The 14,629-nt window shown below is 63.0% G+C and carries 13 protein-coding genes; 8 read left to right on the top strand and 5 right to left on the bottom strand.

Going from position 1 to position 14,629, the window contains the following annotated elements:
• The first annotated feature begins 209 nt into the window (after positions 1-209).
• The gene (gene recN / locus CAG11_RS26700) at positions 210-1,883 is read left to right on the top strand and encodes a DNA repair protein RecN (protein WP_085598996.1); all 1,674 of its coding nucleotides are present in this window, start codon (positions 210-212) and stop codon (positions 1,881-1,883) included.
• Between the two features lie 105 nt (positions 1,884-1,988).
• On the opposite strand, the gene fur is transcribed toward recN, so the two are convergent.
• Positions 1,989-2,396 (bottom strand): ferric iron uptake transcriptional regulator, encoded by a 408-nt coding sequence (fur, locus tag CAG11_RS26695; RefSeq protein WP_031320826.1) that lies wholly within the window; start codon positions 2,394-2,396, stop codon positions 1,989-1,991.
• A gap of 98 nt (positions 2,397-2,494) precedes the next feature.
• Between fur and CAG11_RS26690 the strand changes: the two genes are divergently transcribed.
• Positions 2,495-3,022 (top strand): outer membrane protein assembly factor BamE, encoded by a 528-nt coding sequence (locus CAG11_RS26690; protein ID WP_022642149.1) that lies wholly within the window; start codon positions 2,495-2,497, stop codon positions 3,020-3,022.
• A gap of 63 nt (positions 3,023-3,085) precedes the next feature.
• Here CAG11_RS26690 and CAG11_RS26685 read toward each other — a convergent pair whose 3' ends face one another.
• The 3 genes from CAG11_RS26685 to CAG11_RS26675 are packed head-to-tail and all read right to left on the bottom strand — an operon-like array spanning position 3,086 to position 5,238.
• Positions 3,086-3,400 carry an RnfH family protein gene (locus CAG11_RS26685; protein WP_085598994.1) on the bottom strand — a complete coding sequence of 105 codons (315 nt, stop codon included), beginning with the start codon at positions 3,398-3,400 and terminating at the stop codon, positions 3,086-3,088.
• Positions 3,393-3,827 carry a type II toxin-antitoxin system RatA family toxin gene (locus CAG11_RS26680; protein WP_022642147.1) on the bottom strand — a complete coding sequence of 145 codons (435 nt, stop codon included), beginning with the start codon at positions 3,825-3,827 and terminating at the stop codon, positions 3,393-3,395. The genes CAG11_RS26685 and CAG11_RS26680 overlap by 8 nt, the downstream gene beginning before the upstream one ends.
• Before the next feature lie 7 nt (positions 3,828-3,834).
• Positions 3,835-5,238, bottom strand: a complete 1,404-nt coding sequence (locus tag CAG11_RS26675; RefSeq protein WP_085598993.1) for a sodium-dependent transporter — start codon at positions 5,236-5,238, stop codon at positions 3,835-3,837.
• A 116-nt stretch (positions 5,239-5,354) separates the two neighbouring features.
• Between CAG11_RS26675 and smpB the strand changes: the two genes are divergently transcribed.
• Positions 5,355-5,837: an SsrA-binding protein SmpB gene (gene smpB / locus CAG11_RS26670; RefSeq protein ID WP_022642145.1), complete on the top strand. Its 483-nt coding sequence runs from the start codon at positions 5,355-5,357 to the stop codon at positions 5,835-5,837.
• Between the two features lie 81 nt (positions 5,838-5,918).
• On the opposite strand, the gene CAG11_RS26665 is transcribed toward smpB, so the two are convergent.
• Complete coding sequence (locus CAG11_RS26665; protein WP_085598991.1) at positions 5,919-6,686, bottom strand: GntR family transcriptional regulator; 768 nt, start codon at positions 6,684-6,686, stop codon at positions 5,919-5,921.
• A gap of 260 nt (positions 6,687-6,946) precedes the next feature.
• Between CAG11_RS26665 and CAG11_RS26660 the strand changes: the two genes are divergently transcribed.
• From CAG11_RS26660 to CAG11_RS26640, 5 genes are all read left to right on the top strand, one after another.
• Entirely contained in the window at positions 6,947-8,641 is a 1,695-nt protein-coding gene (locus CAG11_RS26660) for a lactate permease LctP family transporter (RefSeq protein WP_085598989.1), read from the top strand.
• A gap of 136 nt (positions 8,642-8,777) precedes the next feature.
• Positions 8,778-9,602: a (Fe-S)-binding protein gene (locus CAG11_RS26655; RefSeq protein WP_085598987.1), complete on the top strand. Its 825-nt coding sequence runs from the start codon at positions 8,778-8,780 to the stop codon at positions 9,600-9,602.
• A complete protein-coding gene (locus CAG11_RS26650) occupies positions 9,599-11,053 on the top strand; it encodes a LutB/LldF family L-lactate oxidation iron-sulfur protein (protein WP_085598985.1) in 1,455 nt (484 codons plus the stop codon). The genes CAG11_RS26655 and CAG11_RS26650 overlap by 4 nt, the downstream gene beginning before the upstream one ends.
• A complete protein-coding gene (locus CAG11_RS26645) occupies positions 11,053-11,724 on the top strand; it encodes a lactate utilization protein (protein ID WP_085598983.1) in 672 nt (223 codons plus the stop codon). The genes CAG11_RS26650 and CAG11_RS26645 overlap by 1 nt, the downstream gene beginning before the upstream one ends.
• Complete coding sequence (locus CAG11_RS26640; RefSeq protein WP_085598981.1) at positions 11,721-14,531, top strand: FAD-binding and (Fe-S)-binding domain-containing protein; 2,811 nt, start codon at positions 11,721-11,723, stop codon at positions 14,529-14,531. Before CAG11_RS26645 ends, CAG11_RS26640 begins: the two co-directional genes overlap by 4 nt.
• Positions 14,532-14,629 lie beyond the last annotated feature (98 nt).

Here is a 14,629-nt window from a genome sequence, read left to right as displayed (position 1 = left end):
TTCTGCCCAGCTATATGGGGACGCATTTTCCGGGTTCAAGCCCGCCACCATGGCAAAAGTCGGCACGAACCGACAAATCCACGGCAATCTCATTCCCTAACGCGCTAAAGAGCAACGAAAGCCAAGCGAATCGAGCTAAGGGAAGGCATTGTCAGCCAGAAACAAAACACTGTATAAATAACCAGACATCTAGCTTGGGAGCGGCCTTAATGTTGGTGCACCTGTCCGTACATAATTACGCCATCGTCGAACACCTGGACCTGGAACTGGATCGCGGGATGAGCGTCATCACAGGCGAAACCGGCGCCGGCAAGTCGATCATGCTCGACGCGCTTGGCCTGACCCTGGGTGATCGCGCCGACAGCGGCGTGGTGCGACCGGGCGCGGACAAGGCCGACATCCTCGCCACCTTCGACCTGGGAGACATACCAGAAGCCCGCACCTGGCTGGCCGAGCGCGACCTGGACACCGACGGCCCCTGCATCCTGCGCCGGGTGATCACCGCCGAAGGCCGTTCCCGCGGCTATATCAACGGCACCCCCTGCCCTCTCGGCGACCTCAAGGCCCTGGGCGAGCTGTTGATCGACATCCACAGCCAGCACGAACACCAGTCGCTGCTCAAGACCGATACCCATCGCCGCCTGCTGGATGAATATGCTGGCGCCACCGACCTGGCGCGCCAGGTGCAGCTTGCCGCACAACGCTGGCGCCAGACCCGCCTGGAGCTGGAGCGCCTGTCCAATTCCGGCGACGAACAACGAGCCCGCCACCAACTGCTCAGCTACCAGCTGGAAGAACTCGCAAACCTCGGCCTGGGCGAGAACGAACTCGAGGAACTGGAGCAGGAACACAAGAACCTGACCAACGCCGAAACCCTGCTGGGCATCTGCCGGCAAGTAGTGGAACAGTGCAGCGAAAGCGACTCGGGCAATGTACTCAACGCCCTGACCGTCAGCCTCAACCGCCTGACCAGCATCGGCAGCTCGTCAGGAGCCCTGGCGGAGGCTACCAACCTGCTGGCCAGCGCCCAGATCCAGGTGGAAGAAGCCGTGGGGGAACTGAATCGCTTCGTCGACAACTTCGACGCCGACCCGGCACGCCTGCAGCACCTGGAGGAGCGTCTCGACTCCATCTACACCTTGGCCCGCAAGCATCGCATCCAGCCCTTCGAACTGGCCGCGATGCAACAGACCTTGCTGGACGAGATCGAGACCCTGGACGCCAACGACGAATCCATCGAGCGGCTGGGCGACGAACTGCAGTCTTTCGCGCGGCATTATCACGAGAAGGCCCAGGAGTTGAGCCAACTGCGCCAGCAGGCCGCCACCGGCCTGGCCAACGCAGTGGAGCAGGAGATCCAGCGCCTGGGCATGCCCGGCGGGCGCTTCACCATCGAACTACGAGCCAATGCTGGCGACGAACTGCTGCCACACGGCCTGGAACAGGTCGAGCTGCTGGTCAGTGCCAACCCCGGCCAGCCCCTCAAAGGCCTGGCCAAGGTCGCCTCGGGTGGCGAACTGTCACGCATCAGCCTGGCGATCCAGGTCATCACCGCCCAGACATCACGAGTCCCGACCCTGGTATTCGACGAAGTCGACGTGGGTATTGGCGGGCCGACCGCCGAGATCGTCGGCCAGCTGCTGCGTCGCCTGGGCGAGCGTGGGCAGGTACTGACCGTCACCCACTTGCCACAGGTCGCCGCGCAAGGACACCAGCATCTGTTCGTGCACAAGGTGCGCGGCAGCAACGCGACCCACACCGCGGTATCCAAGCTGGGTAAAAACGAAAGAGTAGAGGAAATCGCCCGGATGCTGGGCGGCATCGACCTGACCAAGGAATCCCTGGCTCATGCCAAAAAGATGGTGGTGACCACCAAGGCCTGAGCCCCGACCCCTTCCTTTATATAAGAGTCTTCATACTAGAAAACACGAAGGCGACCCTAGGGTCGCCTTCGATCGTTTCACGACTATGAAAGTCGCGTAGGAAGCTTATTTCTTCTTGTTGCGCACATACAGCACAAGATTGTGATCTACCAGTTCGAAACCGTGCTTCTCGACAATCGCCTTCTGAAGCTTCTCGATTTCTTCGTCGAAGAACTCGATCACTTCGCCAGACTCCACATTGACCATATGGTCGTGGTGGCCGCCGTCAGCCAGTTCGAATACAGCATGGCCGCCATCGAAGTTATGACGTACCACCAGTCCGGCGGCTTCGAATTGAGTCAGTACACGGTAGACCGTGGCCAACCCGACATCTTCACCAGCCTCCATGAGCGCCTTGTAGACATCTTCAGCGCTCATGTGCCGCTGCTCGGTGGAATCGAGCATTTGTAGAATCTTGACCCGTGGCAGAGTCACTTTAAGGCCGGCTTTACGTAGTTCGCTATTTTCAACCATGGTCAGCTTTCTCGCCGATGCTGCTTCGCAGCTTCTCTTAATGCGGGTATGATCGGGGTTTACGTTGTCCCAGCCAAGATAGTGGAAGTCGCCCACCGATGCAAAACACCAAGCTCTTGCTAACCAGTTTCACCTTCGTGGGACTGCTCGCACTCGCCGGTTGTTCATTCCCCGGGGTTTACAAAATCGACATCCAGCAGGGCAATGTCGTGACGCAGGACATGATAGACCAGTTGCGCCCTGGAATGACCCGGCGGCAAGTACGGTTTATCATGGGCAACCCTCTGCTGACCGACACGTTCCATGCCAATCGCTGGGATTATCTCTACAGCCTGCAACCTGGTGGTGGCGAACGCCAGCAGGAACGCATCAGCCTGATCTTCAATGAAGGCGATCAACTGGTCAGCCTGGCCGGCGACTTCATGCCTGGCGTGAGCCGCGACGAGGCGCTTCTGGGCAAAGAGAACGGCAACACCGTTACCACTCCAGCCGAAAACGCCGAGAAGCCCAAGGCCGAGAAACCGGCCAAGCCTGGCTCCTTGCTGGACCAGATCCAGAAGGACGTGGATGGTGTCGAAACCGTTCCAGTACCTACGCCAGAGCCACTGGACACCTCGCCGCAATAAATCTGCGGCCACTAAAAAGCCCGGGATTACCCGGGCTTTTTTATTGCCTGTCGCAACCTGCAGCTACCCTTCGAGCTTGCGCGCCTGGGCAGCCTTGGCCGCTCGCATGCGCCGCACTTCCTTGGGGTCGGCCAGCAGCGGACGGTAGATCTCGATCCGCTCCCCATCCTGGAGCACATGCCGCTCCGGGTCGTTGACCTGCTTGCCGAAGACCCCGACCGGACAGCTTGCCAAGTCCAGCTCGGGAAAATGCTCGCCCAGGACAGAAGCCAGCAGCGCAACACGCAGGGTCGTACCTTCAGGCACCTGCACCTCGACCAGCAATTGGCGATCTACCGCGGCATGCACCACTTCGATCCGCATCATGGGCTCAGCCATGCAGTTGCTTGGCGCGCTGGCAGAAGGCATCCACCAGGGTATTCGCCGCCTGGTTGAACAACGGCCCCAGGGTGGCGCGAACCAGCGGTCCGGCGTAGTCGAACGACAGGTCGAGACTGATCTTGCAGGCCTTTTCTCCCAGCGGCTTGAATATCCACAAGCCGTGCAGCTGGTTGAACGGCCCCTCCTCCAGATTCATCTCGATCGACTGACCCGGCACCAGGGTGTTGCGAGTGACGAAGTGCTGGCTCAGCCCCCCCTTGGCCACCTCCAGGCTGGCACGCATCTGTTCGGCGCTGCTCTCCAGCACCGTGGACGAAGAACACCAAGGGAGGAACTCCGGATACCGGGCCACATCGTTGACCAGGTCATACAGAAACTGCGCCGGATAGGGCAAAAGGGCCGAACGTTGAATATGGGTCGTCATCTGAGCTTCATTTCCACAACTGGGCGGCAAACACCACAAGAATGCCGACGGGCGCCACATAGCGCATCAAAAACAAGGCCAGGGCGAACAACAAGGGGCTACGCAGCAACAGCTCATCACGCACCGCCTCACGGCCCATCACCCAACCTGCAAATACCACGAAGCACAAACCGCCTAGAGGCAACATGATCCGCGAGGTGAAGAAGTCGATCACGCCGAAGAAGTCCAGGCCGCCAGCCGCCCCCCATTGGTAGAGGTGGAAAGCGCCGCCTTCGTTCACGAAAAACTTGGCCTGCTGCCAGATGTTGAAGGAAAACACCGTTCCCAACCCCACGAACCAGCAGCTGAACGCCAGCCAGAATGTCACCCAGGCGCGGCGGATTTTAGTCCTCTCGACAAGATAAGCCACCATCGGCTCCAGCAGAGAGATGGCCGAACTCCATGCGGCGATGGCCACCAGGATGAAAAACACTACGCCCATGAGCTGGCCGAACGCCACATTTCCGAAGGCGAACGGCAGGCTGATGAACATCAGTCCCGGCCCCTCACTGGGATTCAGGCCCGCCGCGAAGACGATGGGGAACAGCGCCATCCCGGCCAACAGCGAGACAAAGGTGTCCAGCAGCGCCACGCCCACCACCGTTCCGGCCAGGGACGAATGCTTGGGCATGTAGGCGCCGTAGATCATGATCGACCCAACCCCCACGCTCAGGGAGAAGAAGGCATGGCCCATGGCCGGCAACAGGCCATCCAGCAGGCGCTCCAGGCTGAAGTCGAACATGAAGTGCAGGCCCTGCATGAAGTGCCCAGTAGTCATGCTGTAGCCCAGCAGCACCAGCAACATGACGAACAGCAGCGGCATCATGACCCGCAGGCTACGCTCGAGCCCGGCGACCACGCCCTTGGCGATCACCAGCGCCGACAGCGCCATGAACAGGGTATGCCAGAGGGTCAGGCGCCAAGGATCGGCGGTCACCGAAGCGAAGTAGGCGCTGACCTGGTCGGCCGTGACGCCGCTGAAATCACCGCGACCCATGTCGATGATGTAGTCCAGCGACCAACCACCGACCACGCTATAGAAGGAAAGGATCAGCAACGCCGTGATCATTCCGGCGAAGGCACCCCAGGACCACTTGGCCGAATGCCCGGCCTCTTGGGCCAAGACTTTCAAGGCGTTGGCCGGACTCTGCCGAGCCCGGCGCCCGATCAGGGTTTCGGCCAGCATCACCGGCAAGCCAATCAGGGCGATACACGCCAGGAACACCAGGACAAAAGCACCGCCACCATAGACACCGACCATATAGGGGAATTTCCAGATGCTCCCCAGGCCCACGGCCGAACCAGTTGCTGCGAGTATAAAGACCCAGCGGCTTGCCCAGCCGCCGTGGACAGAGACCCTGTCTGTCGACATCGTTAACGCGCCCAACCGAAAAAAAGAGCGCGCATTGTCCGGGATTCAATCAACCTGCTCAAGCACGCTGCATCACCGTAGCGGGCGACCGCGCAACTCCCTATAATGCCGCCCCTATGGCTAAACAGAAGAAACACCCAACAGGGACCATCGCGCAAAACAAAAAGGCGCGTCACGATTACTTCATCGAACATCGTTTCGAGGCTGGACTGGTCCTGGCCGGCTGGGAAGTAAAGAGCCTGCGGGCGGGCAAAGCACAACTGGTAGACAGTTACGTGCTGCTCAAGGATGGCGAGGCCTGGCTGTTCGGCAGCCATTTCACCCCGCTGACCACCGCCAGCACCCACGTCATCGCCGACCCGACGCGCACGCGCAAGCTGCTGCTCAACCAGCGCGAGCTGGAAAAGCTGTTCGCCGCGGTGCAGCAGAAGGGTTATGCCTGCGTCTGCCTTTCGCTCTACTGGAGCAAGCACCTGGTCAAGTGCGAGATCGCACTGGGCAAGGGCAAGAAGGAATATGACAAGCGGCACACCGAGCGCGAGCGCGATTCCGACCGGGAATTGCAGCGCGCCGTGCGGACCAAGGGCAAGGAAGACTGACCGTCCTACCCTGAAGCCGTCATCGCCGGCACTGCGGTTTCTGCACCATCGATGCAGGAACCGCAGTACCGGCGATTTGCATCAGATACCCTTGCGCCGCTCGGCCCGGGCCACCCGCTGTACTTCCTGACGCACCTCCTCGAGCACCTCCTGCACATAGAGAATGTGCCGACTGGAGACTTCGCGCGCGTCCTGCGCACGCCCTTCGATAATCGCCAGGTACAGGTCACGGTGCTGGCTGATCAGCATCTCGCGGGTTTCCGTGCGCTGCTTGTACATACCGCCGATATTGGTCACCACGTTGCGCTTGAGCAGATCGAACAGCCCGCGAATGGTGTGCAACAGCACAGCGTTATGGCTAGCCTCGGCAATCGCCAGATGGAACCGGGCATCCGCCGCCCCCTCCTGGCTGCGGCTGTCGTCATTGGCATGGGCATAGCAATCCTGCAGTTCCTCGAAGGCCTGGGTCAGGCGCTCGCGATCCACCGGGGTCGCCCGCAGCGCCGCGTAGTAGGCGCAGGACGCTTCGAGGGTATGGCGGAACTCCAATAGATCACGCTGGGCCTCGGGATTGTTTTCCAGAAGATGCAGCAGTGGATCGCTGAAGGTCGAGCCCAGGGTTTCCACCACATAATTGCCGCCGCCCTGGCGGCTCATCAGCAACCCCTTGGCGGTCAACTTCTGGATCGCTTCACGCAGCGATGGACGTGAAACCCCGAACTGCTCGGCCAGGGCACGCTCGGCCGGCAAGCGTTCACCCGCCTTCAAGGTACCTTCGAGAATCATCGCTTCCAGGCGCTCGACTATGTCGTCGGACAAACGGCGCTGGCGTATCTGGTCAAACCCCATCACTCACTCCCCAGCCTCCGACCCATCGTCGGGGGGCTCTATTCTGGCCTATTCACGCCGCGCCAACACCTGGCAGAAGGCAGACATTTCCAGCGATCAGATGCGCTCCCGCGCCCGCTTTCGACAAAAGTTCCAGGGCGGCAAATTGACACACCGAGCATCGGGCTTTTACCCTAGCCAACAGCGATTGTAAATTGGTCTTACCAATTAACCAAGTCGCTAGCAGTGCCTGACCAACAACAATTAGGGGCCACCCCACTATGCAAACCTGGCAACAGCTCTATAGCCCGCTTGGCAGCCTCGGCCTGTCCGCTCTCGCCGCTGTCATCCCGATCGTGTTCTTCTTCCTGGCTCTGGCCGTGTTCCGCCTCAAGGGACATGTCGCCGGGAGCATCACTCTGGCCTTGTCGATCCTGGTGGCGATCTTCGCCTTCCAGATGCCCGCCGACATGGCCCTGGCTGCCGCTGGCTATGGATTTGCCTACGGTCTTTGGCCCATCGCCTGGATCATCGTCGCCGCCGTATTCCTCTACAAGCTGACCGTGAAGAGCGGCCAGTTCGAGATCATCCGCAGCTCGGTGCTGTCGATCACCGACGACCAGCGCCTGCAGGTACTGCTGATCGGCTTCTGCTTCGGCGCCTTCCTCGAAGGTGCCGCAGGCTTCGGCGCGCCAGTGGCGATCACCGCCGCCCTGCTGGTGGGCCTGGGCTTCAACCCGCTGTACGCCGCGGGCCTGTGCCTGATCGCCAACACCGCGCCAGTGGCCTTCGGCGCCCTGGGCATCCCGATCATCGTCGCCGGCCAGGTGACCGGTATCGACGCCTTCAAGATCGGCGCCATGACCGGCCGCCAACTGCCCCTGCTGTCGCTGTTCGTGCCGTTCTGGCTGGTGTTCATGATGGATGGCCTGCGCGGCGTCAGGGAGACCTGGCCAGCGGCACTGGTGGCCGGCCTGAGCTTCGCCGTGACACAGTACTTCACCTCGAACTTCATCGGCCCGGAGCTGCCGGACATCACCTCGGCCCTGGCCAGCCTGGTCGCCCTGACGCTGTTCCTGAAGATCTGGCAGCCCAAGCGCAGCGCCGGCGCGCGCATTCCCGGAGTCAGCGCCGACATCGCCATCACCGCCAGCGCCGGCGGCTTCGGCCAGCCACGCAGCACCCTGGCCTCGCCCTACAGCCTGGGCCAGATCTTCAAGGCCTGGTCGCCCTTCCTGATCCTCACCGTGCTGGTCACCATCTGGACCCTCAAGCCGTTCAAGGCGATGTTCGCCGCCGGCGGCGCGATGTACGCCTGGGTGTTCAACTTCGCCATCCCGCACCTGGATCAGCTGGTGATCAAGGTGGCGCCGATCGTCACCACGCCCACAGCCATTCCTGCGGTGTTCAAGTTCGACCCGATCTCGGCCACCGGCACCGCGATCTTCTTCTCGGCACTGCTGTCCATGCTGGTACTGAAGATCGACTTTAAAACTGGTCTGACCACTTTAAAGGAAACCTTCTACGAGCTGCGCTGGCCGATCCTGTCCATCGGCATGGTGCTGGCCTTCGCCTTCGTCACCAACTACTCGGGCATGTCTTCGACCATGGCCCTGGTCCTGGCGGCCACCGGCGCGGCCTTCCCGTTCTTCTCGCCGTTCCTGGGTTGGCTGGGGGTGTTCCTCACCGGTTCCGATACTTCGTCCAACGCCCTGTTCAGTTCGCTGCAGGCCACCACCGCGCATCAACTGGGGGTCAACGACACCCTGCTGGTGGCGGCCAACACCAGCGGTGGCGTGACCGGCAAGATGATCTCGCCGCAGTCGATCGCCGTGGCCTGCGCCGCCACCGGCCTGGTGGGCAAGGAGTCCGATCTGTTCCGCTTCACCCTCAAGCACAGCCTGTTCTTTGCCACTATCGTCGGCCTGATCACCCTGGCCCAGGCCTACTGGTTCACCGGCATGCTGGTGCACTAGGCAATACTGATGGCGCCGCAAGGAATCGCGGCGCCAGTCATTCACCACCCGGTCTGCAAGGCTGCTGAAAGCTTGCTGGTTTATCTTTCAGCCGCCGCGACAGACGAATAACCGGGACCACCCGGAGACACGCCTGATGAGCGAGCTTTTCTACAACGCCGTGCCCAATGCGACCCGTGTCGCGCCACCCTTGGCCGAGCCCCGGCAGTACCCTGGCGCCAAGCCGGCGCGGGTCTACCTGTTCGGCACTTGTGTGGTCGATCTGTTCTATCCCGAAGCCGGGATGGATGCGATCCACCTGCTGGAGCGCGAAGGCATCCGCGTGGAATACCCACAGGGGCAAAGCTGCTGCGGACAACCGGCCTACACCAGCGGTTACACCGAGCAGGCTCGCACCGTGGCCCGCGCACAACTGGCGTTGTTCGCCGGGGACTATCCGGTGGTGGTGCCCTCGGGCTCCTGCGCCGGGATGATTCGCGAGCACTACGCGGACTTGTTCAAGGACGAGCCCGAGACCCTGGCACAGGTCCAGGCCCTGGCCGCACGCACCTACGAGCTGGCCGAGTTCCTCCTGCATGTGTGCAAGGTGCAACTCAAGGACAGCGGTGAGCCGATCAAGGTGGCCTTGCACACTTCCTGCTCGGCGCGCCGGGAAATGAACACCCACCTGCACGGGCGTGAGCTGCTGTCACAACTGGGCAACGTGGAACGGGTAGAACACAGCCACGAAAGCGAGTGCTGTGGCTTTGGCGGGACTTTCAGCGTCCGAATGCCGGATATCTCTGGCGCCATGGTCGCGGACAAGACCCGCGCACTGAAGGACTCCGGCGCGCACCATGTGGTCAGTGCCGACTGCGGCTGCTTGATGAACATCAACGGCGCCCTGGAAAAACAAAGAGAGGCATTGCGCGGCCAGCACCTGGCGAGCTTCCTCTGGCAGCGTACCGGAGGTGCCCAATGAGCACTCCCGAGCTGATTCCGACCACGACGGTGACGGACGATTTTCGCACCCGGGCCCACCAGGCCCTGGGCGACCAGCAACTGCGCAACAACTTTCGCAGCGCCATGGATTCACTCATGGCCAAGCGTGCGGCCTCGTTCAGCGATGCCTTTGAGCGCGAACACCTGCGCGCCCTGGGCAATGCGATTCGCGCCCGGGCGTTGTCCAAGCTGCCCGACCTGCTCGAGCGCCTGGAACAGAACCTGACCCGCAACGGTGTGACAGTGCACTGGGCGGAAACGGTGGACGAGGCCAATGGCATCGTTCTTTCGATCATCCGTGCTCACGAGGCACGGCAAGTGATCAAGGGCAAATCGATGGTCAGCGAGGAAATGGAAATGAACCATGTCCTCGCTGAACAAGGCATTGAATGCCTTGAGTCGGACATGGGCGAGTTCATCGTCCAGCTCGACCACGAGAAGCCTTCACACATCATCATGCCGGCGATCCACAAGAATGCCGGTCAGGTCGCGTCCTTGTTCCACGACAAACTTGGCGTGGAGTACACCAAGGACGTCGACCAACTCATCCAGATCGGTCGCAGGGTCCTGCGGCAGAAATTCTTCGAAGCCGACATCGGCGTCTCCGGCGTCAACTTCGCCGTGGCCGAGACCGGCACCCTGCTGCTGGTGGAAAACGAAGGCAACGGGCGCATGTCCACCACCGTGCCGCCGGTGCACATCGCCGTCACCGGGATCGAGAAAGTGGTCGAGAACCTGCGCGACGTGGTACCGCTATTGTCGCTGCTGACCCGCTCGGCCCTGGGCCAGCCCATCACCACCTACGTCAACATGATCTCCGGCCCACGCAAAGAGCATGAGCTCGACGGCCCCCGGGAAGTGCACCTGGTGTTGCTGGACAACGGCCGCAGCCAGGCGTTTGCCGACAGCGAACTGCGCCAGACCCTGAACTGCATCCGCTGCGGCGCCTGCATGAACCACTGCCCGGTGTACACGAGGGTCGGCGGCCACACCTATGGCGAGGTCTACCCGGGGCCGATCGGCAAGATCATCACCCCGCACATGGTGGGCCTGGCCAAGGTCCCGGATCACCCCAGCGCTTCGTCGCTGTGCGGTGCCTGCGGCGAAGTCTGCCCGGTGAAGATCCCGATCCCCACGTTGCTGCGGCGCCTGCGCGAAGAGAACGTCAAGGCCCCGGACAGCCCGCACCCGGTAATGCGCGGCCAGGGCAGCAAGTTCTCGCGCAAGGAGCGTTTCATCTGGAACGCCTGGGCACGGCTGAACAGCTCGCCCACCCTGTATCGCCTGTTCACCCTGGCGGCCACCCGGTTGCGGGCGCTGGCCCCGAGCAACGTCGGCCCCTGGACCCAGAACCACAGTGCGCCAAAACCCGCCGCCCGGTCGCTGCACGACCTGGCCCGCGAGCACCTGGCCAAGCAGGAAGATCGCTGATGAGCGCCAAGCACAACATCCTCGCCAAGCTGCGTAACAGCCTGAGCGGCACCACGCCTATTGTGGATAACTTCGACGAGGCGCTGGTCACCGAGCCCTATACCTACACCGCCGAGCAACGCATCCCGCAGTTGCGCAAGCAGATGGAAGCGGTGCACACCGAAATCCACCTGAGCCGCGCGGCCGAGTGGCCCGGATTGCTCGCCCGCCTGCTCCAGGAGCGCCAGCTGCGCAGCCTGCTGATCGCCCCGGGCACCGCCCATGGCCAGCAGGTGCAGCAGCACTGGGCCGAACATCCCGAGCTGCCCGAGCTCAAGACCTACGATCGGCCAGTGGAAGAATGGAAGGCCGAGCTGTTCAACGACACCCCGGCCAGCCTCACCGGCACCCTGGGCGCCATCGCCGCCACCGGCAGCCTGATCCTCTGGCCGACCCGCGAGGAACCGCGGCTGATGAGCCTGGTGCCACCGGTGCATTTCGCCCTGCTCAAGGCCAGCGAGATCCGCGACAACTTCTACCAGGTGCAGCAACAGATGAACTGGGCCGCCGGCATGCCGACCAACGCGCTGCTGGTTTCCGGCCCGTCGAAAACCGCTGATATCGAGCAAGTCCTGGCTTACGGCGCCCACGGCCCGAAAGACCTGGTGGTGCTGATCCTGGAGGACCAATGAGCCTGCCGGCCGCTTTTCTGCGTGATGCCCAGCGCCTGATTCCCCAGGAACGGCGCTTCGACGACCCGCTCTCGACCCTGGCCTTCGGCACCGACGCCAGCTTCTACCGGCTGATCCCCAAGCTGGTGATCCGCGTCGAATCCGAGGACGAAGTGGTCGCCCTGCTGCAACTGGCCCAGCGCGACCAGGTACCGGTGACCTTCCGCGCCGCCGGCACCAGCCTTTCCGGCCAGGCCATCAGCGACTCGGTGCTGATCGTCCTCGGGGATAACTGGAACGCCCGGGAGATCCGCGAACAGGGCGCGCAGATCCGCCTGCAACCCGGGGTCATCGGTGCCCAGGCCAACGCCTGGCTGGCGCCGTTCGGACGCAAGATCGGCCCCGACCCGGCCTCGATCAACGCCTGCAAGATCGGCGGCATAGTCGCCAACAACGCCAGCGGCATGTGCTGCGGCACGGCCCAGAACAGCTACCACACCCTGGCCGGCATCCGCGTGGTCTTGGCCGATGGCACCCGCCTGGACACCGAGGACGCCGCCAGCGTCGCCGCCTTTCGCCACAGCCACGCTGCGCTGCTGCAACGCCTGGCGGAACTGGGCCGCGCCACCCGCGCCAACAGCGAGCTGGCCAGCCGCATCCGCCACAAGTATCGGCTGAAGAACACCACCGGCCTGTCCCTCAATGCACTGGTGGACTTCGACGAGCCGCTGGAGATCCTCAGCCACCTGCTGGTGGGCTCCGAGGGCACCCTGGGGTTCATCAGCGCGGTGACCTACGACACCGTGGTCGACCATCCGCACAAGGCCTCGGCCCTGATCGTCTTTCCCGATGTGGAGACCTGCTGCAACGCGGTGACCGTGCTCAAGAGCCAGCCGGTGTCGGCGGTGGAGCTGCTGGACCGTCGCAGCCTGCGCTCGGTGCAGGACAAGCCCGGCATGCCGGCCTTCGTCCGCCAACTCTCGGCCAACGCCTGCGCCCTGCTGATCGAGTCCCGCGCGGCCTCCTCGTCGCTGCTGCATGAGCAACTGGCGCAGATCATGGATTCCCTGGCCGCCTTCGCGGTGGAAAAACAGGTGGACTTCAGCGAGGACCCGCAGGAAAACGCCAAGCTCTGGGCGATCCGCAAGGACACCTTCCCGGCCGTCGGCGCAGTGCGCAAGACCGGCACCACGGTGATCATCGAGGACGTGACCTTCCCGGTCGAACAACTGGCCATCGGTGTCAATCGCCTGATCGAGCTGTTCGACAAGCACCGCTACGACGAGGCGATCCTGTTCGGCCATGCCCTGGAAGGCAACCTGCATTTCGTCTTCACCCAAGGCTTCAACAGCACTGAGGAAGTGCAGCGCTACCAGGCCTTCATGGATGACGTGGCACAACTGGTGGCCGTGGAGTTCGGTGGTTCGCTCAAGGCCGAGCACGGCACCGGGCGCAACATGGCGCCCTTCGTCGAGCTGGAGTGGGGCAGCGATGCCTACCAGCTGATGTGGCAGCTCAAGCGCCTGCTGGACCCCAATGGCATCCTCAACCCCGACGTAGTGCTCAGCGAGGATCCGCAGATCCACCTCAAGCACCTCAAGCCGCTACCGGCGGCCGACGAGATCGTGGACAAGTGCATCGAGTGCGGCTTCTGCGAGCCGGTGTGCCCGTCCAAGGGGCTGACCCTGAGCCCACGCCAGCGCATCGTGATCTGGCGCGATATCCAGGCCCGCAAGCGCGCCGGCATCGACACCACGGAGCTGGAGGCGGCCTACCAGTACCAGGGCGTCGACACCTGCGCCGCCACCGGCCTGTGCGCCCAGCGCTGCCCGGTGGGCATCAACACCGGCGAGCTGGTGAAGAAACTGCGCAGCGAGCAAGCCAGCCACGCCGGCGCCGCCGACTGGCTCAGCACCCACTTCGCCAGCACCTTGCAAGGCGCCCGCTTTACGTTGCACGTGGCCAATGGTGCGCGCCTGCTGCTGGGCGCACCGCGCCTGAGCAAGCTGTCGGCGGGCCTGACCCGACTGTCCAAAGGGCGGGTGCCGCAATGGACCAACGCCATGCCACAACCGGAGAAAGCCATTCGCTTCAGCCCGGCCGCGCAGGATTCACGCCCAAAGGTCGTGTACCTGGCGGCCTGCGTGTCGCGGGTCATGGGGCCGGCGGCAGGCGACAAGGAGCAAGGCTCGCTGTACGAGAAAACCCGCGGCCTGCTGGAGAAGGCCGGCTACCAGGTGGTGCTGCCGGACAACCTGGACAACCTCTGCTGCGGCCAGCCGTTCGCTTCCAAGGGTTATGCGACCCAGGCCGAGGACAAGCGCCAGGAACTGATCGGCGCCCTGCTCCACGCCAGCCGTGGCGGCCTCGACCCGATCTACTGCGATACCAGCCCCTGCACCCTGCGCCTGGTGCAGGACCTGGGCGACGTGCGCCTGGACCTCTACGATCCGGTGCGCTTCATCCGCACCCACCTGCTGGATCGCCTGGAGTTCACCCCCCAGGAAGCACCGATCGCCGTGCACGTCACCTGCAGCACCCAGCACCTGGGGGAAAGCCAGGCGCTGATCGAACTGGCCCGGCGTTGCAGCAACAACGTGGTGATCCCCGAAGGCATCCACTGCTGCGGTTTCGCTGGCGACAAGGGCTTCACCACCCCGGAGCTCAATGCCCATTCGCTGCGCAGCCTCAAGGACGCGGTGCAGTACTGCAGCGAAGGCATCTCCACCAGCCGCACCTGTGAAATCGGCCTCAGCCAGCATGGCGGGATCGACTATCACGGGCTGGTCTACCTGGTGGACCGGGTCACCCGCGCCAAGTCCGCCTGAGGCCCAGGGTGCCCGGCGACGGGCGCCCGCTCCGGCCTTTTCGTACAAAAAACGAACCCCGGCCCACGGGCGCAGTCCACTCTCCAGGCCCACGATAA

The organism is Pseudomonas sp. B6(2017) (genome assembly GCF_002112765.1).
Taxonomy (GTDB): Bacteria; Pseudomonadota; Gammaproteobacteria; order Pseudomonadales; family Pseudomonadaceae; genus Aquipseudomonas; species Aquipseudomonas piscis.
This window is presented reverse-complemented; position numbering and strand designations above follow the sequence as displayed.

Excerpts from the sequence above, each read along its gene's own strand:
- recN (WP_085598996.1), top strand. The coding sequence starts at position 210 with ATGTTGGTGCACCTGTCCGTACATAATTACGCCATCGTCGAACACCTG.
- fur (WP_031320826.1), bottom strand. The coding sequence starts at position 2,396 with ATGGTTGAAAATAGCGAACTACGTAAAGCCGGCCTTAAAGTGACTCTG.
- CAG11_RS26690 (WP_022642149.1), top strand. The coding sequence starts at position 2,495 with ATGCAAAACACCAAGCTCTTGCTAACCAGTTTCACCTTCGTGGGACTG.
- CAG11_RS26685 (WP_085598994.1), bottom strand. The coding sequence starts at position 3,400 with ATGGCTGAGCCCATGATGCGGATCGAAGTGGTGCATGCCGCGGTAGAT.
- CAG11_RS26680 (WP_022642147.1), bottom strand. The coding sequence starts at position 3,827 with ATGACGACCCATATTCAACGTTCGGCCCTTTTGCCCTATCCGGCGCAG.
- CAG11_RS26675 (WP_085598993.1), bottom strand. The coding sequence starts at position 5,238 with ATGTCGACAGACAGGGTCTCTGTCCACGGCGGCTGGGCAAGCCGCTGG.
- smpB (WP_022642145.1), top strand. The coding sequence starts at position 5,355 with ATGGCTAAACAGAAGAAACACCCAACAGGGACCATCGCGCAAAACAAA.
- CAG11_RS26665 (WP_085598991.1), bottom strand. The coding sequence starts at position 6,686 with ATGGGGTTTGACCAGATACGCCAGCGCCGTTTGTCCGACGACATAGTC.
- CAG11_RS26660 (WP_085598989.1), top strand. The coding sequence starts at position 6,947 with ATGCAAACCTGGCAACAGCTCTATAGCCCGCTTGGCAGCCTCGGCCTG.
- CAG11_RS26655 (WP_085598987.1), top strand. The coding sequence starts at position 8,778 with ATGAGCGAGCTTTTCTACAACGCCGTGCCCAATGCGACCCGTGTCGCG.
- CAG11_RS26650 (WP_085598985.1), top strand. The coding sequence starts at position 9,599 with ATGAGCACTCCCGAGCTGATTCCGACCACGACGGTGACGGACGATTTT.
- CAG11_RS26645 (WP_085598983.1), top strand. The coding sequence starts at position 11,053 with ATGAGCGCCAAGCACAACATCCTCGCCAAGCTGCGTAACAGCCTGAGC.
- CAG11_RS26640 (WP_085598981.1), top strand. The coding sequence starts at position 11,721 with ATGAGCCTGCCGGCCGCTTTTCTGCGTGATGCCCAGCGCCTGATTCCC.